Here is a 19,556-nt window from a genome sequence, read left to right as displayed (position 1 = left end):
TGATGATCCGCGCCGATGGCGCGCTCTATGAAGCCAAGGCCGCCGGACGCGACCGGTTGAGCGTCGCTGAAAACCTGTACTCCTCGGCCTGCAGCCGGGCGCTTGCCGGTGCCGCGGCCCAGATGCGTGCGGCAGCGGCCGCCTCCACGGTGCCGTTGCAGTTCCCCAATACAGCCTGAGGCTCCTCGCATCCCGGCTTGCATTGGCGGGCGGCACACCTATGTGAGCTATGCCCTCATGGAGAACCGCCAATGACCTTTCGCATCCGCCTGTTCACCGCCCTCGCCCTTGTCGCGGCCACGTTTGCGTCGCTTCCTGTCCGGGCTGAAACAGTGGGTGAAGTCGGTGTCGACTGGCTCGGCAACGATATCAGCATCGATGCGGTCAGCGATCCCAAAATCGGGGGCGTTACCTGCCACGTGACCTATTTCGATCGCAGCGTCATCGATCGCCTGAAGAACGGCAACTGGTTCGAGGATCCCTCCAACAATTCGATTGCCTGCCGCCAGACCGGCCCGGTGACAATCGGCGATATCGACCTGACCCGGGAAGGCGAGGAAGTGTTTCGCGAGGGGTTGTCGCTGATCTGGAAGAAGCTCGTCGTCACCCGCATCTACGACAAGAAGAACAACACGCTGATCTACCTGGCGCATTCGCGTGAATTGACCGACGGCTCGGCCAAGATGTCGATCTCGACCATCCCGCTGTTCGGACAGAACGTCACCTGGACCGAAGGCGCACCGCAATAGGTCGATGGTGCGGTCAGGCTCCGGAGAGCACGTCCCTTGATGTCAGGATACGGACACCTGCGGCATCCATTTCGGCAATCGCCGCCTCGACGCCTGCAGCATCGATGCCCCGGCTGGCGTCTGCGATGAACCGCACATCCACATCCGGCATCATCGCCTTGGCATCGAGCGCCGACGCCTTCACGCAATAATCTGTGGCCAGACCGCAGACATCGAGCGTATCGACGCCTTTTCCTGTGAGATAATCCGACAGTCCGGTGAGTGCCGACTGGTCATTGTCGCGAAAGGCCGAATAGCTGTCGACCGCGACATTCTCGCCCTTGCGCTGGACATGATCGACAGCGGCGGTGTTGAGTTCGGGATGGAAATCGGCATCGCGGCTTGCCTGGATGCAATGATCCGGCCACAGCATCTGCGGCTTGCCACCAAGCATGCCCATCTCGAAGGGATTGCGACCCGGATGCTGCGAAGCGAAGCTGCCGTGATCGGCGGGATGCCAGTCCTGCGAAGCGACGACGAGATCATATCCACCGTCAGCGATCAGCCTGTTGGCGATTGGCACGACATCCTCGCCATTCGGCACGGCCAGGTTTCCGCCGGAGCAGAAACCGTTCTGGATATCGACGAGCAAGAGGCATTTCATGGGCGGTCTCCATTCCGGCATCAGGTCGCGAAGGCAGGGCGGAACCCCGCCTGCCTGCAGAGCGTGACATGACTGCATGATTCCTTAAATCGGAATCGATTCAAGGATAAAATTATGCAGCATATTTAAAGTGTTACAGCGCCGCGCGTCATTCTTGACGCGCGGCGCTGTAAACCGGAAGCAAGACATGCGCCAAGCCGCTTTCGCCCGGACGATGCGCGATCGGGCAAAACGCGAACGGACACCGCCGGGTGAACCGCGCGGTGTCCGTTGATTTTCGACAAAGCGTGCGGTCTCGGCTCAGGCAGCCTGCGCAAGTTCGTCGGCGATGACGGTGTCCAGGTTGAGGAAGCAGACCATGGTCTTTTCCAGCGCCACGATGCCGCGGCAGAAGGCACGCTGGGCTTCCGGAATGATTTCCGGTGCCGGCTGCAGGGCTTCGCTCTTGATGGTCATCATGTCGGAAACCTGCTCGACCAGCAGGCCGACCAGTTTGCCGGCGATGTCGGTGACGATGATGGCCGAACGTTCGGACGGCTCGGTCATCTTCATGCCGAGCCGGCAGGCCATGTCGATGACCGGGATCACCGCGCCGCGCAAGTTGATGAGGCCGAGAACGTAGGGTGGCGTATGCGGCATCGGCGTCACCGGCGCCCAGCCGCGAATTTCGCGGATCGCCATGATGTCGATGCAGAACTCCTGATCACCCAGATGAAAGGAAACGATTTCCAGGTAGGCACCGGATTGCTTGATGGCACTGTTGTTCATGATCAGAATTCTTCCCAGTTTTCGGCGGAACCCGATGCCTTCGGCACGGACGACGGAGTGGACAATGCGGGATACCGACTCTATCAAAAACCGGCGACGTCATGTCAAAAAGGGCAATGACACCCCTTCGCGCCCTTGGAACATGGCAAACACAAATTAAACATTCGCTAAAACGGTCACCCAATTTTAACGACCCTCCGGGCACGAGCACAGGTCTTCGACGCATGAAACGACCTTTTCATCGGGAGCGCGCGGCAGTATCATCGTCGGATGAATGATCACGACAAGACATATCCGAAATCCCTGATCGCCACCGTCGCGGCGGGTGGCGGCCTGCTTCTGGCCGGCGCGGCCTTCATTGGCTGGATCGTCCAGGGTCCGGAGATGTTTCTCGCCATGGCCGAAAACGGGCTTTCCTGGTGCTTCTGACATTCTTTGTGCTTCTGACCGGTCCTGTCACATTTTGACGCTGGCCGCCTGAACGTTTGCAACGCCGGTCCCGAACCGCTATTTCAACAGCGACAGTTCAGCAGGTGACCGGATATCTCCATGAAGACTTTACGTATCGTTCTGTGGGTAGCAGTGGCAGTGGTCGCGGCGGTACTCGGCTATACCGCCTACCGGATAAGCAATGCGAAGGACCATCTGGCCGCAGGCCCGTTCGGCGTTCCCTTCGAACTCGTCTCCCAGACCGGCCAGCCGATCAGCGAGAAGGCCTTCACCGGCAAGCCGTCCGCCGTTTTCTTCGGCTTCACCCATTGCCCGGAAGTCTGCCCGACGACCCTGTTCGAACTCAACGGCTGGCTGGAGAGGGTCGATCCGGACGGCACGAAGCTGCAAGCGTTTTTCGTCAGCGTCGATCCGGAGCGCGATACGCCGGAGATCATGAATCAGTACGTTTCCAACGTCTCCAAGCGCATCACCGGCATTTCCGGCCCGCCGGAAAAGGTGATGGAAATGGTCAAGGGGTTTCGGGTCTATGCCAAGAAGATCCCGCTGGACGAGAAGAACCCGACCGGGGACTATACGATGGACCACACCGCCTCGGTCTTCCTCCTCGACGCCAAGGGCGCATTCACCGGCACGATCGCCTACGGCGAGAACCCGGACACGGCGGTCCAGAAGCTGGAAAACCTGACCAAGCGCTAAGCGCTTTGCCTTTGATCGCAGCGCGTGATAGAGCGCCACAGCCGTCCCCTGCCCGATCCAAAGGACAAAGACCTTGAGTGACCTGCGCCTTTTCATCACCACGACCGAGATACTTTCCGAGGTCGCGATGAGCCTGATGACAGACGCCTTCGAGGATGAAGGCTACGCCATCGCGACGATGGAAATGGACGAGAAGAAGGATCGCTGGGAAGCATCGCTCTACATCGATTTCGACGAGGAAACGGTCATGCGCGAGCGCTTCGCCGATGTCGTCGCCGAGCGGTTCCCTGACGTCGTGATCGAGCGGGAAGTCATTCCGGATGTCGATTGGATCGCCAAGTCGCTCGAAGGCCTGTCGCCGGTGCGCGCTGGCCGCTTCCTCGTGCATGGCTCGCACGACCGCGACAAGGTTGCCCTCAACGACATCGCCATCGAGATCGACGCCGGCCAGGCCTTCGGTACCGGCCATCACGGCACGACGGCAGGCTGCCTCGAGGTCATCGAAACCGTCATGCGCTCTCGCAAGGTGCGCAATGCGCTCGATCTCGGCACCGGCAGCGGCGTGCTGGCGATCGCGGCGCGCAAGCTGAAGCCTGTACCGGTGCTGGCAACCGACATCGACCCAGTCGCCACGCGCGTCGCCGCCGAAAACGTCAAGCGCAACGGCATCGCCACCGGCATCACAACGATCACCGCCCCCGGCTTTCATTCGCCGGCCTTCGATACACATGGCCCGTTCGACATGATCATCGCCAATATCCTCGCCCGGCCCCTGATCAAGATGGCGCCGCAACTGGCAAATCACCTTGCGCCGGGTGGATCCGTCATCCTCTCGGGCATCCTGGCTTCGCAGCGCTGGAAGGTCCTGTCGGCCTACAATGCCCAGCACCTGCGCCATGTCCGCACGATCTGGCGCAATGGCTGGGTCACGATCCATCTCGATCGCGCCTGCTGCAGGATTCCTTAAATCGGAATCGATTCAAGGATAAAATTATCCAGTGTATTGAAAGTGCTACAGCGACCTCTGCGCGTCATCTTTGGCGCGCGGCGCTGTAGAGCGCTTCCGCCTCGCTCGGGAGCAATACCTCTGAATAGGTGAAAAAGAAAAACCCGCCTGTCCGTCGTGGACAAGCGGGTTTTCGAAACAAAGGCGATGCCGAAGCATCGCCCGCTGACCGGCAAGCCGGTCATGTCCGCGAGCTTGAGGAGGAGGAGCGCTCAAGCGGACTCTTCACGGTCTGAAATTGGCCACCCGGAGGGAGGAGGAGAAGGATGACCAACCATGTTCAGACCATGCAGCTCTTGCCCGAAGGCATTTGCGTGAACATCAGATTTGCGTCCGTGTTCGTTGAGTGGTTTTATAGACTATTTTCGAAATCGGTCTAGGTGCAATGCAGCATGGGTGCCATGCACTGAGCGCATAAGTATGATAATTACGACAGACGGCGGAGGGAGATGAATGTTTGCGACAGCGATACCGCTTATCTGCCTTGGCGTCATCGCCTGGATTGTCGGGTCGATACTCTGGTCTATGCGAGGCAGGTCATTGGACGACAAGGCCGGTTGGCCGCCCTATCCCCTGATCGATGCATCGGAGGAAGAAATGGAACGCAGACATCTCGAATGTCGTGATCGTCTCAGTCACGCACCGTTCGGCTCCCGGGTGGCGCGTGATCTGTACCGCAAGCTGATGACCTGCAAACCGGGCACGGGGCTGATCCATGAATTTCATCGCGACTATTGCGGACAGGGACTGATCCGGACGGGCGATACGATTGCGCTGCGCGAAATCCAGGACGGCGGACACAGTGTCGGAGATCCGATCACCGTCTGGCACAACGAAGCTGATTTCGTCGCATTCTTTGCTCGACAGTCGGATTTCAGCTGCAGTGGCTGGGAGCCGGCTGAGCCAGTGTTCTTCACCGACGATCGCTGGGCACGCAACAATCAGCGGCTGACATGGGAGATCATCCGGGAATTCGTCAAGGATTGATGGGACAGGCAAGAAACACGGACTATCACTCCCCTGACTGTTTCCGCTCCAGCGCCGAGCGCCAAATATGACGCCCAAAGGTCGCTGTAACACTTTAAATATGCAGGATAATTTTATCCTTAAATCGATTCCGATTTAAGGAATTGTGCAGTAGAGTATATCCACCTTTGAGGAATCGGCGTGTATCGGTCGCCCGGCGCGATCTGCCCATCGGCTCCGCCTTCAGCCAAAATTCGGAAAAATCCATGTTCCAGTCCTTCGATGTCACCTCCACACCGCACTTCGGCAAGGCGCGCGTCACCGCGCTGCGCGCGGCACTCGCCGACCTGAATGTCGATGGCTTCCTCGTGCCGCGCGCCGATGAATACCAGGGAGAATATGTCCCGGCATCGGCGGAACGGCTGGCCTGGCTGACCGGCTTCACCGGCTCGGCCGGCATTGCGCTGATCACGCGGAGTCAGGCGGTCGTCTTCGTTGATGGACGTTACGTCACCCAGTTGGCCGAGCAGGTGGACGCAAGCGTCTTCGAGGGCGGAGACCTCGTCGGCGAGCCGCCGCATACCTGGCTGGAACGCCATGGCGCCAAGGGCTTCCGCCTCGGTATCGATCCCTGGCTGCATACCGGAGCGGAAGTCCGCAAGCTCGAAAAGGCCCTGCAGGAACTGGGCGGCGCCCTGATCTTCCTCGATCACAATCCGCTCGACAAACAGTGGGAGAACCGGCCGGCAGCGCCACTCGGCCGCGTCAGGATCCAGCCGCTCGATCATGCCGGCCTGCTCGCCAGGGACAAGCTCGCCACCATGGCAACGGACCTTTCGAAAGCCGGCGCCGATGCTGTCGTGCTGACCGATCCTTCGTCGATCGCCTGGGCCTTCAACATCCGCGGCAGTGACGTACCGCACACACCGCATCCGCTCGCCCGCGCCATCGTCCATGCGGACGGCAAGGTCGAGCTGTTTCTCGACAAACGCAAGGCCGGCATCGAGGAAGAGGCCTACCTGACGCAACTCGCCACTTTCGAGGCGCCCTCCTCCTTCGAAGACAAGGTCGCCGCGCTGGCCGCGACCAGCGCGAAGATCATGATCGATCCCGACCATGCGGCCTTCGCGCTTGCCGAGCGCATTCGCGTCAGCGGCGGCACGGTGATTGAAGCGATCGACCCGGCTCGCCTGCCCCGCGCCCGCAAAAACGCCGCCGAACTCGAGGGCTCCGCCCGCGCCCATCTGCAGGACGGCGCGGCGATGGTCGAGTTCCTCGCCTGGCTGGATGGCACGACGCCGGGGGAGATCACCGAGATCGCCGCCGCGGTGAAGCTCGAATCCTTCCGCAAGGCGGTCGGCGAGCGCATGCAGAACCCGCTGAAGGACATTTCCTTCGACACGATTTCCGGCGCCGGCGCCCACGCCGCCATCATGCACTACCGCGTGACGACGGAGAGCGACCTTGCCATCGCCGACGGCACGATGTTCCTGATCGATTCCGGCGGCCAGTATATCAACGGGACCACGGACATTACCCGTACGGTCGCGATCGGCACCGTGCCGGAAGACCAGCGCCGATTCTTCACTCTGGTCCTGAAGGGCATGATCGCCATCAGCACCGCCCGCTTTCCGAAGGGCTCGCGCGGCGTCGATCTCGATCCGCTGGCGCGCATCGCGCTCTGGAAGGCCGGCGCCGACTTCGCCCACGGCACCGGCCACGGCGTCGGCTCCTATCTCTCCGTGCACGAAGGCCCGCAGCGCATCTCGCGCGCCGCCATGCAGGAACTGCTGCCGGGCATGATCCTGTCGAACGAACCGGGCTACTACCGTCCCGGCGCCTTCGGCATCCGCATTGAAAATCTGGTGCATGTGCTGGAGGCGAGCGAGATCGACGGCGGCGACCTGCCGATGCTTGGTTTCGAAACCCTCACCTTTTGCCCCATCGACCGCCGCCTGATCGTCACCGCGCTTCTGACGGACGATGAACTCGACTGGATGAACAGCTATCACCGCCTGACGCGGGAAAAGCTGGCCCCGCTGATTTCCGACGAGACGGTACTTTCCTGGCTCGACAAGGCAACGGCGGCGCTGACGCGCTAACCGTTGTCACATGCCGATATTCCGGATGGCCATGACGACGAGCCAGCCGGCAAGCAGCATCCACAGCGATGAAAAGCGCAGGCCGACGAAGAAGGCGACGATCATCGACGCGGCGACGTCCCAGCCACCATAGACGAAGGCAGGCGCAACCAGCGTCGACAACACGGCGGCGGGAACGGCGTTCAGCGCCGCTTCCATGCGCGGCGGGATGCGCTTCATCCGGGTGATCATCACGTAACCGCCGATGCGGGTGAGAAACGTCGCCACGGCGGCCGCGAGAATGATGTAGATCAGGTGCAGGTGCTGGGTGCTGTCCATGATCAGACCTCATGCTCCAGGGTGACCGGTTCTTCCGCTATCGCCGGCAGCGGTTTGCAGGCGGCAAGCAGAATGCCGGCAATCGCGCCGATGCTGACATGCCACGGTGACCCCACGAAATGCATCGCGGCAATCGACGCCAGCGAACTGACGGCAACGACCGGCAGCCAGTGATCGCGCTTGCGAAAGCCGAGGACCAGCCCGAGGAAATAGATCGGCAACAGCACATCCAGGCCGATGGAACGGGGATCGCCGATCATCTGGCCGAAGATGGCGCCCAACATCGTCATCAATTGCCAGGGCAGATAGATGATCAGCGCGAAGCCGAGATACCACCAGAACGTGACCGGCTCGCCGCGCTCCGCCCGCTTCTCGGTTTCGGCATATTGCGGATCGACCAGAAGGAAGAAGGTGAAGAATTTCTGCACGGCCGAGAAATGGCGGACATGCCGCGCGATCGACGCCGAATAGAGGATGTGGCGGAAGTTCACCGCAAAGATGGAGAGTACGATCAGCCACGGCTGGACATTGTGGCCGAACAGTTCGATGCCGACCATCTGGCTGGCGCCGGCATAGACCGTGCTGCTCATGAAGACGGCATCGAAGACCGAAAAGCCGTTGTCCACCGCCAGCGCACCAAACAGCGCACCGAACGGAGAGGCGGAAACCATCACGGGGAAACCACCGCGAACGCCCTTCCAGAAATCATCTTTTGTCATGGGAACTTTCCGGAACAGGCGACCGAACAAAGCCGCCGCCGCCCGATTGAGACGCGCCTGAGATCGAATCCACAGATAGGCCGCGAGGCCGCAACCGACAATTCAATAAGATTGATAGAGCGATCCGATTTTCTGATCGAATCCCGGACATCCGCGCAGGCGGATTTCCGGGCATGATCCCTGGGATCATCAGGGCTTGGGCTTCACCTGAAAGGTGTGCTCGATGCCGGGGAACGTCCGCGCCCTCACCTCGCTGGCATAGGCTTCGAAGGCAGCCGACATTTGCGGCGCGAGTTCGGCGAAATGCTTGACGAAACGTGGCTTGAAATCGCTGAAGATGCCCAGCATGTCGTCAGAGACGAGGATCTGGCCGTCGCAGGCCGGCGAAGCGCCGATGCCGATCGTCGGCGCCCGCAATGACGCGGAAATCTCGCGTGCCAGGGGCTCGATCGTGCCTTCGACGACGATGGCAAAGGCGCCGGCATCATCGATGGCCTTGGCGTCACGGCGGATCTTCGCCGCTTCCTTGTCGTTGCGCCCCACGGAACGGTAACCGCCCATCGTGTTGACGAGCTGCGGCATCAGGCCGACATGACCGAGCACCGGAATGCCGCGCTGGGTGAGGAAATCGACGGTCTCGGCCATCTCGGCCCCGCCCTCGAGCTTGACGGCGCTACAGCCGGTTTCCTTCAGGATACGCGCGGCACTGCTGAAAGCCTGCTCCTTCGATTCCTGGTAGGAGCCGAACGGCAGGTCAACGACGACGCAGGCCTTTTCCGACCCGCGCATGACCGCCTGTCCATGGGCGATCATCATGTCGAGCGTGACGCCGACGGTCGAATCGAGCCCGTAGACCACCATGCCGAGCGAATCGCCCACCAGCATGAAATCCACATGCGGATCGAGCAGCCGGGCGATCGGCGTCGTATAGGCCGTGAGGCTGACGATCGGCCGCTCGCCCTTCAATGCTTCGATATTGCCGGGGCTGAGGCGACGCTTCACTGCCTGTACACTCATGTTCACGCCACCTTCGCAAATTTAGCCGTTTTCGGGTTGAAAACCCGGTTATCGAGCAGCTTCGTGCTCCCGAAGCGGACAAAAAGCAACAGAAGAACCGGTTTTTCGCCAATTTCGGTGAGAGTATGCAGGGTTTCCGGATCGCGGATTGCCACCACTTCAGGCTTTGCCAGCGGCTCGGCAGCGATGAAATCCGTGATCGCCCGTTCCAGCTTCGCCACGTCCGCTAGGCCCGAGGCAACCAGCCGCTCGGCCTCGTCGAGTGCCTTCGGCACGATAGCAGCGGCGGCCCGCTCGGCCGCGGTCAGATAGACGTTGCGCGAAGAACAGGCGAGACCATCGGCTTCGCGCACCGTTGAAACGCCGATCACCTCGACCGGCTGTGCGAGATCATCGACCATGCGCTTGATGATCTGCAGCTGCTGGAAATCCTTCTCGCCGAAATAGGCACGGTCTGGCTGGACGATGTTGAAAAGCTTGGTCACCACCGTCGAAACGCCGGCGAAATGACCGGGGCGAACCTTTCCTTCAAGTTCGCCGCCAAGCGTCGGCACATCGACCACCGTTTCCATCGGGCGCGGATACATATCCGAGACGCCCGGCGCGAACAGGAAATCCGCCCCGCCCTCGATGAGCATCGCCTGGTCCCTTGCGAGATCGCGTGGATATTTCGCAAGATCCTCGTTGGCACCGAACTGCAGCGGGTTGACGAAAAGACTGGCGACGACGATGTCGTTTGCCGTTCGCGCCCGGGCGACCAGTTCCATATGGCCGACATGCAGGTAACCCATGGTCGGCACCAGACCGATGGACTTGCCGGCACGGCGATGTTCCGCCAGGCGCGCGCGCAGGTCCGCAATGGTGGTGATTGTTTCCATGCGAGGATCCTCCAATCCGCAAAGCTTGCCGTCGCGTTGATGGCGGCTGGCTCTTTCCGGGTCACACAGGAATATCCGTGGAAACCCGGCGAGGTTTCCTAACGTGTGCAGTGCAGAAAGACAATTCAGGAAGAAGCAGAATTGTCAGTGGAATGGGGAACCCGGCGACCGGAACCGCGCTAGTATCAGTCGCGCGTTTCCACGGTTTGTTCAATGGCGCCGAAGATCGAGTGGCCGGTGTGATCCTTCATCTCGATACGCACGGTATCGCCGACCGCCAGATCGCACGAGACGCGGCTGGAGCCGCTGGCAACGATACTGCCGGCAATCAGCGGGCGTCCGGCGACAACTGCACCGACACCGGACATGGCATCCTTCGCACTGACCGTTCCGCACTGTTGGGACTTGCCGTTACGCCGAACAAGCACCGCGAGATGGCCTTCGTCGCCCAACTCGTCAACCGTCACCGCCACCGGCGAGAAGGACGATCCGGCATTGGAGCCGCCGACCGAAATGTCGCTGGACAGCAGGAAAAGTGCGGCTTTCCGGCTTGCCGCGTCCTTGCCATCCGCCGCGTCGATGTCATCAACGATAACCGCAAGTTGCGTGGTGACGACGATATCGGATGCACCGGCCGCAAGCCGGATGGAATCGCGCGGACCTGAAAAGCCGCCCGAGCCGCCCGCCCAGAAAAAGGCGCGAGGCAAGGGCGAGGCAGCATCGTGTTCGTGAAAGCGGATGGTCGGCTGAGAGCCGGTTTCCAGGCCGAGCGCCACCCGTTCCAGACGCGGGGCGACATGCGCCCAGTCGTCGAGCGCCGCCTGCAGCGTGCGGGCGATATGACCGACTTCCGAGCAGCGGGTCAGATCCTTGGAGACCACGACGAGTTTGCCGTCGCGGGTACTGTCTTTCAAAGTGGCCAGTTTCATCGCTTGCGTGTTCCTCGGGTTCTGTTATCGGCGGCAGTTCTGCGACCGCCTGAACCCATAGTGACACTATTTCGATGCGGGTGTCGCGTCGAATTTCAGGCAACGGGTGCACGCATGCTGTTGCCTGAACAGGCCACGACATTCCTGCCGGCCGCGGGAAAAACCGCGCAGGCCCAGCTTGCCGCGCGCGATTGCGGGCGACAAGCGAGATCAAGAGATCAGAACGCGCTCGTGACGAAATAGAACAGCGCCGAGATCAGGGCTGCCGCCGGCAGGGTGACGATCCAGGCGATGACGATATTGCCTGCCAGCCCCCAGCGGACGGCCGACACGCGGCGTGCCGCTCCGACGCCGACGATCGCGCCGGTGATCGTGTGCGTGGTCGAAACGGGAATGCCGAGCCAGGTGGCCGCAAACAGCGTGATCGCCCCGCCGGTTTCCGCGCAAAAACCCTGCATCGGATTGAGCCGTGTAATCTTCGAGCCCATCGTATGAACAATGCGCCAGCCGCCGAACAGGGTGCCGAGCGCCATGGCCGACTGGCATGTGATCACCACCCAGAACGGGACATAGAAGGTGCCGCCGAGATAGCCCTGCGAAAACAGAAGAACGGCAATGATGCCCATCGTCTTCTGCGCATCATTGCCGCCGTGGCCGAGGGAATAGAGCGAGGCCGAGATGAACTGCAGCCCGCGAAAGCTGCGGTCGACGGCAAACGGCGTCTGGCGAACGCAGATCCAGGACACGATCAACACAAGGATGAGGGCGAGCAGGAAGCCGATCATCGGCGACAGGAAGATCGCGCCGACGGTCTTCAAAAGGCCGCTCAGCACGATGGCGTCTCCGCCCGTGCGCGCCAGACCGGCGCCGACAAGGCCGCCCACCAGCGCGTGCGACGAACTCGACGGAATGCCGAAAATCCAGGTGACGATGTTCCAGATGATGGCGCCCATCAGCGCCGAAAAGATCACCTGCGGCGTCACGATCGCCGGATCGATGATGCCCTTGCCGATCGTTTCCGCCACATGCAGGCCAAAGAACAGGAAAGCGATAAAGTTGAAAAATGCGGCCCACATCACCGCGTATTGCGGCCGCAGCACGCGCGTCGAGACGATCGTTGCGATCGAATTGGCCGCGTCGTGCAGCCCGTTCAGGAAGTCAAAGAACAGCGCGACGCCGATCAGGCAGAGCAGCAGCGGAAAGGCGAGCGTCGGCTCCATCAGACGTTCTCGATCACGATGCCGCTGATTTCGTTGGCGACGTCCTCGAACCGGTCGACGACCTTTTCCAGTTCGCCGTAAATCTCGCTGCCGATGATATAGGCCATTGGGTTGGATGCGCCGTGGCGGCGGAACAGATCCTTCAGCCCCTGGTCGTGCAACTCGTCCGAACGGCCCTCGACACGGGTGACTTCCTCGGCGATCGCGCTGAGGCGCGGCGCATTGGTACCGATCTTGTCGAGCAACGGAATGGCTTCGGCGACTAGCCGGGCGGCTTCGACAACGAGCACGCCCATTTCGCGCATGCCGGGGTCGAAAGTCGTCTGCTCGAACAGGCGGATGGTCTTGACAGTCTTGTGCATCATGTCGATGGCGTCATCCATCGACTGGATCAGGTCCTTGATGTCGCCCCGGTCGAACGGCGTGATGAAGCTGCGGCGAACGGCGAGCATCACGTCGCGGGTGATGTTGTCGGCCTGATCCTCGAGCGTGACGATGCGCTTGCAGTTGGCCTCATGATCGCCCTCGCTTGCCAGCAGCGCCTTCAGCGCATCGGCGGCGCCGACGACGGTGCGCGAATGCGCTTCGAAAAGCTCGAAGAACTTGTCCTCGCGCGGCATCAGCTTGCGGAACCAACCCAGCATTGTTCACCTATCCGTTTTCGTCATTGTCACGAAACTGTCATAAATCTGGCAGTCCTCATAAACAAGACAAGCGGACAAGGGAAGCTTTGCGGGCCTTTGAAGTGCGGTTACCCACCGATCAGGATAAACCAGCCGTCCTCATCGGTGGTTTCGACACCGAGTTCGCGGGCTTTTTCGAGTTTCGAGCCGGCACCAGGGCCGGCCACCAGCAGATCGGTCTTCTTCGAGACGGAGCCCGCGACCTTCGCGCCCAGGCGTTCGGCCATGGCTTTTGCCTCGTCGCGGGTCATCTTTTCCAGTGAGCCGGTGAAGACGACGGTCTTGCCGGCGACAGGGCTGGAGCTTGCCACCGGCGCTTCGGCGTCCTGTGGCGTCACCTCGTCCAGAAGACGGGAGACGACATCCATGTTGCGCGGCTCCTTGTAGAACTCGACGATCGCGCGAGCGACCACTTCACCGATACCGTCGATCGTGTTCAAATCGTTCCAGGCATCGGAGCCAGCCTCGGCGGCCGCTTTCATGGCATCGGCAAACACCGCATAACGTCCATAGGAGCGCGCCAACAGCTTTGCCGTCGTCTCGCCGACATGACGGATGCCAAGCGCATAGATCAGCCGGTGCAGCGCGATTGTTCGGCGGTCGTTGATGGCGTCATAGAGCTTGCGCACGCTGACCTTGCCGAAGCCATCGATGTTTTCCAGCTTGGTGAGGGTCGAGGCGGCCTGCCGCCTCTCGAGCGTGAAGATGTCGGCTGCCGTCCTGATCGACAGCGACGGGTCGTCAGCCTCGAAGAAGAAGTCGATCTGCTTGGACCCCAGCCCTTCGATATCGAACGCATTGCGCGAGACGAAGTGCTTCAGATGCTCGACGGCCTGCGCCCGGCAGACGAAGCCACCGGTGCAACGGGTGACGGAGTCGAGCTTGCCGGTCTTTTCGTTGCGCTCGCGCACGGCATGACTGCCGCAGACCGGACAGGTCTTGGGGAACTGGTAGCGTTCGGCACCTGCCGGACGCTTTTCCATGACGATATCGAGCACCTGCGGGATGACATCCCCTGCGCGCTGGACGATGACCGTGTCACCGACGCGGATATCATGCTCTTCCGCACGAATGCGCTCGCCGCCATTGCCAAGACCTTCGATATAGTCGGCATTGTGCAGGGTCGCATTGGTGACGACGACGCCGCCGACGGTGACCGGAGTCAATCGGGCGACCGGCGTCAGCGCACCGGTGCGGCCGACCTGGATCTCGATCTTCTCGACGGTGGTAAACGCCTGCTCGGCCGGAAACTTGTGCGCCGTTGCCCAGCGCGGCGAGCGGGAGCGGAAACCGAGGCGCTGCTGCAGGTCCAGCATGTCCACCTTGTAGACGACGCCGTCGATATCATAGTCGAGGTCGGGCCGTTTCAGGCCGATCTCGTTGTAATGCGAGAGAATGGCCTCGATCGACGACAGCCGCTGCATCAGCGGATTGACTGGAAAACCCCAGCGCTCGAACGCTTCGACCATGCCGAACTGCGTATCGGCCGGCATGTCGGAAATCTCGCCCCAGGCATAGGCGAAGAATTTCAGCTTGCGGCTGGCGGTGATCGTCGGGTCGAGCTGGCGCAGCGACCCTGCAGCGGTGTTGCGCGGATTGACGTAGGTCTGCTTGCCCTCGGCCAGCATCTGCTCGTTCAGCGCCAGGAAATCGCTCTTGGCCATGTAAACTTCACCGCGCACCTCGACGACGGCAGGCACGCCGGCGGGCAGCGTCTGGGGGATTTCCCGGATGGTGCGGATATTGGCGGTGACATTCTCGCCGGTGGTGCCGTCGCCACGCGTGGCGGCGCTCACCAGCCTGGCGTTTTCATAACGCAGCGACATGGACAGGCCATCGATCTTCGGCTCGGCGGTAAAGGCGATCGAGTTGTCCGGAAGCCGCCCGAGGAAGCGGTAGACGCTCGAAATGAAATCGCTGACGTCCTCGTCGGAAAAGACATTGTCGAGCGACAGCATCGGGCGGGCATGGGTGATTGCCGAAAATATCGGTAAAGGTGCAGCGCCTTTTGCTTCTTCTATTTCTTTAAGAAGATTTTTAAACGCTTTATTCTTCTTTAGAATTATTACATATAATTTTTTAATATCATCAAATGAGGAGTCCGACAAAATCGGCTCGTCGTATCGATGATACATTTCTTCCGCATGCCGAATAAAATTGCGAAAAACCTTAAGTTTGCGCGAGTTTTTTTTATTTTTGTAAGAAATATACCAGTTTATCCTTTTTAGTTTATGTTCCGCTTCAAGGTTGCCGATTTGATTGTGAAAATTATACAAATCAGTTATCTCTAAATCACCGCTCTCCACATAAAATCTATGCAGCGCCTCAGACAAGGAAGCTTTGTGAATAATCGGAGCCAATAATAGATAATCGTCAGCAATACGATTTATCTTGGTATTTATACTTTCAACCATTCTGTATACCCCCCGCCAGCAACCGCAATGCCGCTGCCCTCGCCTCGTCGGTCACCGAAGCGCCGGCCAGCATGCGGGCGATTTCCTCGGTGCGGGCCTTGTCGTCCATGCGGGCGACGCGGGTGGCGATGGTTTCCGATTTTTCCGCCGATGGTCCCTTGGAAATCAACAGATGCGTGGCGGCCCGCGCCGCGACCTGCGGCGCATGGGTGACGGACAGGACCTGGACCGTCTTCGACAGCCGCTTCAGCCGCTGGCCGATCGCGTCCGCCACGGCGCCGCCGACGCCTGTGTCGATTTCATCGAAGACCAGCGTCGGCGCCGAGCCGCGATCCGCAAGCGCCACCTTCAGCGCCAGCAGGAAACGCGAGAGCTCGCCGCCCGATGCGACCTTCATGATCGGCCCCGGGCGCGTGCCGGGGTTGGTCTGGACGTGGAACTCGACGACGTCGATCCCTTCGGCCGTTGCAGCCGCCGGGTCGGTCGTCATCTCGACCATGAACCGGGCCCGCTCGAGCTTCAGCGCCGGCAGTTCCGCCATGACCGCATCCGACAGGGCCGTCGCCGTGTTGTGGCGCTTGGCCGAAAGGGCGGCGGCTGCCGCATTGAAAGCGCCCCTGGTCAGCCCAAGCTGGACGTCGAGTTGCTTCAGCTTTTCCTCGCCGGCATCGAGATCGGCAAGGTCGGAGATCATCTTGACGGCGAGCGCCGGCAGACTGGTGACCGGAACGGAATATTTGCGGGCGGCGGCGCGCAGCGCAAACAGGCGCTCCTCGACGCGCTCCAGTTCCTTCGGATCATATTCCGTCTTGCGCAAGGCCCGCTCGACGGCCATTTGCGCATCCGAAAGGTGATTGAGCGCGGTATCGAGAAACTCCACGGTCTCTTCCAGAAGGCCGGGCGCCTCATGGCTCTTGCGCTCCAGCCGGCGCACCAGCGAAGCGATCAGCGGCACCGGAGACGCATGGCCGTTCAGGAATTCGCTCGCCTCGTTGATATCGACGGCGATGCGCTCGGCCTTCATCATCCGGGAACGGCGCTCGGCGAGATCGTCCTCCTCACCATCCTGTGGCGACAGGGCTTCCAGTTCATCGACGGAGGCGCGCAGATAATCGGCTTCGCGCGCGGCGGCCGCGACCTTGTCGCGATGCTTTTTCAGCGTCCGCTCCGCGTCCTTCCAGATGCGGTAGAGGCCGGCAACAGTCTGCGCTTCCTCGGCGAGACCGCCGAAGGCGTCCAGCAGCGTGCGGTGGGCATGGGTATCAACCAGCGCACGGTCGTCGTGCTGGCCATGGATCTCGACCAGCAATTGGCCGGCCTGGCGCATCAACTGGACGGAAACGGGCTGGTCGTTGACATAGGCCTTGGTGCGACCATCAGCCGACTGGACCCGGCGAAAGATCAGGTCGCCGTCGTCATCGATGCCATTCTCGCGGATCAGGAGCCGGGCCGGATGTGCCATGCCGACATCGAACACCGCTGTCACCTGCCCCTTGTCGCCGCCATGGCGCACCAGCGATCCGTCGCCACGGCCACCAAGGGCCAGCGACAGGCTATCGAGCAAAATCGATTTTCCAGCGCCGGTTTCGCCGGTCAACACGGAGAGACCGGCATCGAAGGACAGATCAAGCCGTTCGATCAGGACGATATCGCGGATCGAAATCTGTGAAAGCATCCCGTTTCAAATCTCTTCGTCGAGGACCGTCAGGCGCCCAGAAGCTGCTTGCCCGCACGCGAAATCCACGAATTTCCGTTTTCGCGCGGCTCAAGCCCGCCGGTTTGCAAAAGCTTGTAGGCATCCGCATACCACTGGCTGTCGGGGTAGTTATGGCCGAGAACGGCCGCCGCCGTCTGTGCTTCGGTGGTGATGCCCATGGCGAAATAGGTCTCGACCAGACGCGAAAGCGCTTCTTCCACCTGATTCGTGTTCGGATATTTCTCGACAACGGAACGGAAGCGGGTAATCGCCGCCAGATATTCCTTGCGCTCGAGATAATAGCGCCCGACCTGCATTTCCTTGCCGGCGAGCTGATCCTTGGCGTAGCGGATCTTCGCCTGGGCATCCTCGATATATTCCGAATCCGGATAGTTCGTGACGACCGCTTGCATCGCTTCGATCGTCTTGAAGGCCGGCTTCTGGTCCTGCGTCACCGCCGGTATCTGCTTGGAATAAGCAAGACCGACGATGTACTGCGCGTAAGCAGCGTCTTCGGACTCCGGATAGAGGTTCAGATAGCGGCTGGCACCGTTGATGGCGTCCTGATACTGGCCGTTGCGATAATTGATGAAGGATCGCATGACCAGCGCCTTGCGGGCATATTCCGAGAACGGGTGCTGCTTGTCGATTGCGTCGAACTTGCGCGCCGCTTCCGTCGTCTTGCCGGCATTGAGGTTGGCAAGACCCTGATTGTAAAGAACCTCAGGCGGGTCGGTTTCCGCGCTCAGCTTGGTGATGTCGATGTCGGGATCGTTCTGGCAGGCAGTCACCAGGACACTGGTTGCGGATGCCGCAAGCGCGATGACGGCAATCCGTGCCATCTTCTTCAATTCAAACCGGCCTGCAAATACCATTCGTAAATCCCAACTCGTGCGGCAGTAAGAATACCGCCGCCTATGAACCGCGTTTTAGATCAAGATGCAACAAGACCGCAACGTCATGATGATTGATTAACGCAATTTTGTGGCAGCCTGATCATGAAAAAGCCGGTCAAAAGACCGGCTTCTGGCAAGTTGCAACCCGATTTCGCATAAGCGAACCGGATAACCATCACGGGGCGTTGACGGCGATCGCTTCGCGCGGAACCAAACGCTGGCGCTGCGGCGTGGTCTCGACGATCTCGTAGGCCGTCGGATCGCCCATCAGCGCCTTCAGGGCATTGGCGTTCATCTTGTGGCCGCCGCGATAGGAGCGGTAGCAGCCGAGGAACGGCATGCCGGCCAGCGCGAGATCGCCGACGGCATCGAGCGTCTTGTGGCGCACGAACTCATCCTTGGCATAACGCAGGCCTTCGACATTGATGACGGTATTGTCGTCGGAGATGACGACCGAGTTTTCGAGCGAGGAGCCGAGGCCACGGCCGGCGGCCCACATCTTTTCGACATCGCGCATGAAACCGAACGTGCGTGCACGCGACAGTTCGTTCTTGAAGGTCGACGGCGTCATGTCGCCCTTCCAGGACTGGCGGCCGATCAGCGGGCAGTCGAAGTCGATCTCGACCTCGAAGCGCATGCCACCTTCATACGGCAGGAATTCCGACCAGGACGCGCCCGATTCGATACGAACCGGCTTCAGGATGCGGATGTAACGGCGCTTCGTCGCAAGCGCCCGGATGCCGGCCTGCTCGAGCGCCTCGACGAACGGCGCGGAACTGCCGTCCATGATCGGCATTTCGGCGCCGTGAACCTCGATCAGAAGATTGTCCAGGCCAAGCGCATAGATCGCCGCCATGACATGCTCGATAGTGGCGATGAACGTCGCCGGCGTGAAGCCGAGGATCGTGCAGAGATCGGTGTTGCCGACCTGCGAGGACACGGCCTTGTATTCGGCAATGACCGTGTCACCATTCATGCGCTGAAAGACGATGCCGCTATCGGCTTCCGCCGGATGGAACGTGATCGCTACTTCGGCGCCCGAATGAACGCCCGTGCCGGACAGAGTGACAGACTCCGCAATCGTCGTCTGAAACCCAAGCTGTCCAATTCCAAGTCCCATGCTTCTCGCCTTCAAATGCACCGTGGCGTTACCGCCGAATTGTCTTACGGGACGAGAGCCAAGCGCCTTTTTAAGCGACGCGGGTCACACAGTCGGAAAGCGGCGCGAAACGCCACCTGCCGGTCCAACATGCAAGCCAGCGAAGTCTCGAATCGCAATGCCGCCCATCAATCCCGATTGTGAAGATAATTGCTGCGGGGTCTCATTCCAAATCACTGTTTCTTTCGCTTTGTTACGCTTCGGCGTCGTCCCCGGTAGCTATTGAAAAGAAAGTATAATCCAT

19 protein-coding genes are annotated in these 19,556 nt (G+C 60.7%); 6 read left to right on the top strand and 13 right to left on the bottom strand.

The window, feature by feature from the left end; all coding sequences use genetic code 11:
• Nucleotides 1-251 precede the first annotated feature (251 nt).
• Nucleotides 252-749, top strand: coding sequence for a CreA family protein (locus VL202_RS11895; protein ID WP_325464326.1), 498 nt, complete (start codon nucleotides 252-254; stop codon nucleotides 747-749).
• Between the two features lie 13 nt (nucleotides 750-762).
• Here VL202_RS11895 and pncA read toward each other — a convergent pair whose 3' ends face one another.
• Both pncA and VL202_RS11885 read right to left on the bottom strand, forming a co-directional pair.
• On the bottom strand, nucleotides 763-1,392 hold the full coding sequence (gene pncA / locus VL202_RS11890) for a bifunctional nicotinamidase/pyrazinamidase (protein ID WP_325464325.1): 630 nt from the start codon (nucleotides 1,390-1,392) through the stop codon (nucleotides 763-765).
• Nucleotides 1,393-1,692: 300 nt separating this feature from the next.
• Nucleotides 1,693-2,160, bottom strand: a complete 468-nt coding sequence (locus VL202_RS11885) for a chemotaxis protein CheW (protein ID WP_062580074.1) — start codon at nucleotides 2,158-2,160, stop codon at nucleotides 1,693-1,695.
• A 270-nt stretch (nucleotides 2,161-2,430) separates the two neighbouring features.
• Between VL202_RS11885 and VL202_RS11880 the strand changes: the two genes are divergently transcribed.
• The 5 genes from VL202_RS11880 (at nucleotide 2,431) to VL202_RS11860 (ending at nucleotide 7,383) form a co-directional block, all read left to right on the top strand.
• Nucleotides 2,431-2,589, top strand: coding sequence for a hypothetical protein (locus VL202_RS11880; RefSeq protein ID WP_325464324.1), 159 nt, complete (start codon nucleotides 2,431-2,433; stop codon nucleotides 2,587-2,589).
• 120 nt (nucleotides 2,590-2,709) lie between these two features.
• Nucleotides 2,710-3,309, top strand: a complete 600-nt coding sequence (locus VL202_RS11875) for an SCO family protein (protein ID WP_325464323.1) — start codon at nucleotides 2,710-2,712, stop codon at nucleotides 3,307-3,309.
• 73 nt (nucleotides 3,310-3,382) lie between these two features.
• Complete coding sequence (locus tag VL202_RS11870) at nucleotides 3,383-4,276, top strand: 50S ribosomal protein L11 methyltransferase (protein WP_325464322.1); 894 nt, start codon at nucleotides 3,383-3,385, stop codon at nucleotides 4,274-4,276.
• Between the two features lie 492 nt (nucleotides 4,277-4,768).
• On the top strand, nucleotides 4,769-5,302 hold the full coding sequence (locus tag VL202_RS11865) for a hypothetical protein (protein ID WP_325464321.1): 534 nt from the start codon (nucleotides 4,769-4,771) through the stop codon (nucleotides 5,300-5,302).
• A gap of 245 nt (nucleotides 5,303-5,547) precedes the next feature.
• The gene (locus tag VL202_RS11860) at nucleotides 5,548-7,383 is read left to right on the top strand and encodes an aminopeptidase P family protein (protein WP_325464320.1); all 1,836 of its coding nucleotides are present in this window, start codon (nucleotides 5,548-5,550) and stop codon (nucleotides 7,381-7,383) included.
• Between the two features lie 6 nt (nucleotides 7,384-7,389).
• Here VL202_RS11860 and VL202_RS11855 read toward each other — a convergent pair whose 3' ends face one another.
• The 11 genes from VL202_RS11855 to lpxC form a co-directional block, all read right to left on the bottom strand.
• The gene (locus tag VL202_RS11855; RefSeq protein WP_325464319.1) at nucleotides 7,390-7,701 is read right to left on the bottom strand and encodes an AzlD family protein; all 312 of its coding nucleotides are present in this window, start codon (nucleotides 7,699-7,701) and stop codon (nucleotides 7,390-7,392) included.
• Nucleotides 7,702-7,703: 2 nt separating this feature from the next.
• Entirely contained in the window at nucleotides 7,704-8,420 is a 717-nt protein-coding gene (locus tag VL202_RS11850) for an AzlC family ABC transporter permease (protein WP_325464318.1), read from the bottom strand.
• A 189-nt stretch (nucleotides 8,421-8,609) separates the two neighbouring features.
• The gene (gene panB / locus VL202_RS11845) at nucleotides 8,610-9,437 is read right to left on the bottom strand and encodes a 3-methyl-2-oxobutanoate hydroxymethyltransferase (RefSeq protein WP_325464317.1); all 828 of its coding nucleotides are present in this window, start codon (nucleotides 9,435-9,437) and stop codon (nucleotides 8,610-8,612) included.
• 2 nt (nucleotides 9,438-9,439) lie between these two features.
• The gene (panC, locus tag VL202_RS11840) at nucleotides 9,440-10,315 is read right to left on the bottom strand and encodes a pantoate--beta-alanine ligase (RefSeq protein ID WP_325464316.1); all 876 of its coding nucleotides are present in this window, start codon (nucleotides 10,313-10,315) and stop codon (nucleotides 9,440-9,442) included.
• Nucleotides 10,316-10,500: 185 nt separating this feature from the next.
• Nucleotides 10,501-11,244 (bottom strand): fumarylacetoacetate hydrolase family protein, encoded by a 744-nt coding sequence (locus tag VL202_RS11835; RefSeq protein WP_325464315.1) that lies wholly within the window; start codon nucleotides 11,242-11,244, stop codon nucleotides 10,501-10,503.
• A gap of 218 nt (nucleotides 11,245-11,462) precedes the next feature.
• Nucleotides 11,463-12,464: an inorganic phosphate transporter gene (locus VL202_RS11830; protein ID WP_325464314.1), complete on the bottom strand. Its 1,002-nt coding sequence runs from the start codon at nucleotides 12,462-12,464 to the stop codon at nucleotides 11,463-11,465.
• Nucleotides 12,464-13,108 carry a DUF47 domain-containing protein gene (locus VL202_RS11825; protein ID WP_325464313.1) on the bottom strand — a complete coding sequence of 215 codons (645 nt, stop codon included), beginning with the start codon at nucleotides 13,106-13,108 and terminating at the stop codon, nucleotides 12,464-12,466. Before VL202_RS11825 ends, VL202_RS11830 begins: the two co-directional genes overlap by 1 nt.
• 107 nt (nucleotides 13,109-13,215) lie before the next feature.
• Entirely contained in the window at nucleotides 13,216-15,561 is a 2,346-nt protein-coding gene (gene ligA / locus VL202_RS11820; RefSeq protein WP_325464312.1) for an NAD-dependent DNA ligase LigA, read from the bottom strand.
• Complete coding sequence (gene recN / locus VL202_RS11815; protein ID WP_325464311.1) at nucleotides 15,554-17,236, bottom strand: DNA repair protein RecN; 1,683 nt, start codon at nucleotides 17,234-17,236, stop codon at nucleotides 15,554-15,556. Before recN ends, ligA begins: the two co-directional genes overlap by 8 nt.
• Nucleotides 17,237-17,265: 29 nt before the next feature.
• Nucleotides 17,266-18,099 (bottom strand): outer membrane protein assembly factor BamD, encoded by an 834-nt coding sequence (locus tag VL202_RS11810; protein ID WP_325464331.1) that lies wholly within the window; start codon nucleotides 18,097-18,099, stop codon nucleotides 17,266-17,268.
• 229 nt (nucleotides 18,100-18,328) lie between these two features.
• The gene (gene lpxC / locus VL202_RS11805; protein WP_325464310.1) at nucleotides 18,329-19,273 is read right to left on the bottom strand and encodes a UDP-3-O-acyl-N-acetylglucosamine deacetylase; all 945 of its coding nucleotides are present in this window, start codon (nucleotides 19,271-19,273) and stop codon (nucleotides 18,329-18,331) included.
• Nucleotides 19,274-19,556 lie beyond the last annotated feature (283 nt).

The sequence above is a fragment of the Pararhizobium sp. genome (assembly GCF_035497515.1).
GTDB lineage: Bacteria > Pseudomonadota > Alphaproteobacteria > Rhizobiales > Rhizobiaceae > Pararhizobium.
The sequence above is the reverse complement of the archived record's forward strand: the minus strand, read 5'-3'. Positions and strand labels throughout refer to the sequence as shown.

Coding starts and splice junctions, on each gene's coding strand:
- VL202_RS11835 (WP_325464315.1), bottom strand. CDS start 11,244: ATGAAACTGGCCACTTTGAAAGACAGTACCCGCGACGGCAAACTCGTC.
- VL202_RS11895 (WP_325464326.1), top strand. CDS start 252: ATGACCTTTCGCATCCGCCTGTTCACCGCCCTCGCCCTTGTCGCGGCC.
- VL202_RS11810 (WP_325464331.1), bottom strand. CDS start 18,099: ATGGCACGGATTGCCGTCATCGCGCTTGCGGCATCCGCAACCAGTGTC.
- VL202_RS11875 (WP_325464323.1), top strand. CDS start 2,710: ATGAAGACTTTACGTATCGTTCTGTGGGTAGCAGTGGCAGTGGTCGCG.
- VL202_RS11860 (WP_325464320.1), top strand. CDS start 5,548: ATGTTCCAGTCCTTCGATGTCACCTCCACACCGCACTTCGGCAAGGCG.
- VL202_RS11830 (WP_325464314.1), bottom strand. CDS start 12,464: ATGGAGCCGACGCTCGCCTTTCCGCTGCTGCTCTGCCTGATCGGCGTC.
- VL202_RS11865 (WP_325464321.1), top strand. CDS start 4,769: ATGTTTGCGACAGCGATACCGCTTATCTGCCTTGGCGTCATCGCCTGG.
- recN (WP_325464311.1), bottom strand. CDS start 17,236: ATGCTTTCACAGATTTCGATCCGCGATATCGTCCTGATCGAACGGCTT.
- VL202_RS11825 (WP_325464313.1), bottom strand. CDS start 13,108: ATGCTGGGTTGGTTCCGCAAGCTGATGCCGCGCGAGGACAAGTTCTTC.
- ligA (WP_325464312.1), bottom strand. CDS start 15,561: ATGGTTGAAAGTATAAATACCAAGATAAATCGTATTGCTGACGATTAT.
- VL202_RS11855 (WP_325464319.1), bottom strand. CDS start 7,701: ATGGACAGCACCCAGCACCTGCACCTGATCTACATCATTCTCGCGGCC.
- pncA (WP_325464325.1), bottom strand. CDS start 1,392: ATGAAATGCCTCTTGCTCGTCGATATCCAGAACGGTTTCTGCTCCGGC.
- VL202_RS11885 (WP_062580074.1), bottom strand. CDS start 2,160: ATGAACAACAGTGCCATCAAGCAATCCGGTGCCTACCTGGAAATCGTT.
- VL202_RS11880 (WP_325464324.1), top strand. CDS start 2,431: ATGAATGATCACGACAAGACATATCCGAAATCCCTGATCGCCACCGTC.
- lpxC (WP_325464310.1), bottom strand. CDS start 19,273: ATGGGACTTGGAATTGGACAGCTTGGGTTTCAGACGACGATTGCGGAG.
- panB (WP_325464317.1), bottom strand. CDS start 9,437: ATGAGTGTACAGGCAGTGAAGCGTCGCCTCAGCCCCGGCAATATCGAA.
- panC (WP_325464316.1), bottom strand. CDS start 10,315: ATGGAAACAATCACCACCATTGCGGACCTGCGCGCGCGCCTGGCGGAA.
- VL202_RS11850 (WP_325464318.1), bottom strand. CDS start 8,420: ATGACAAAAGATGATTTCTGGAAGGGCGTTCGCGGTGGTTTCCCCGTG.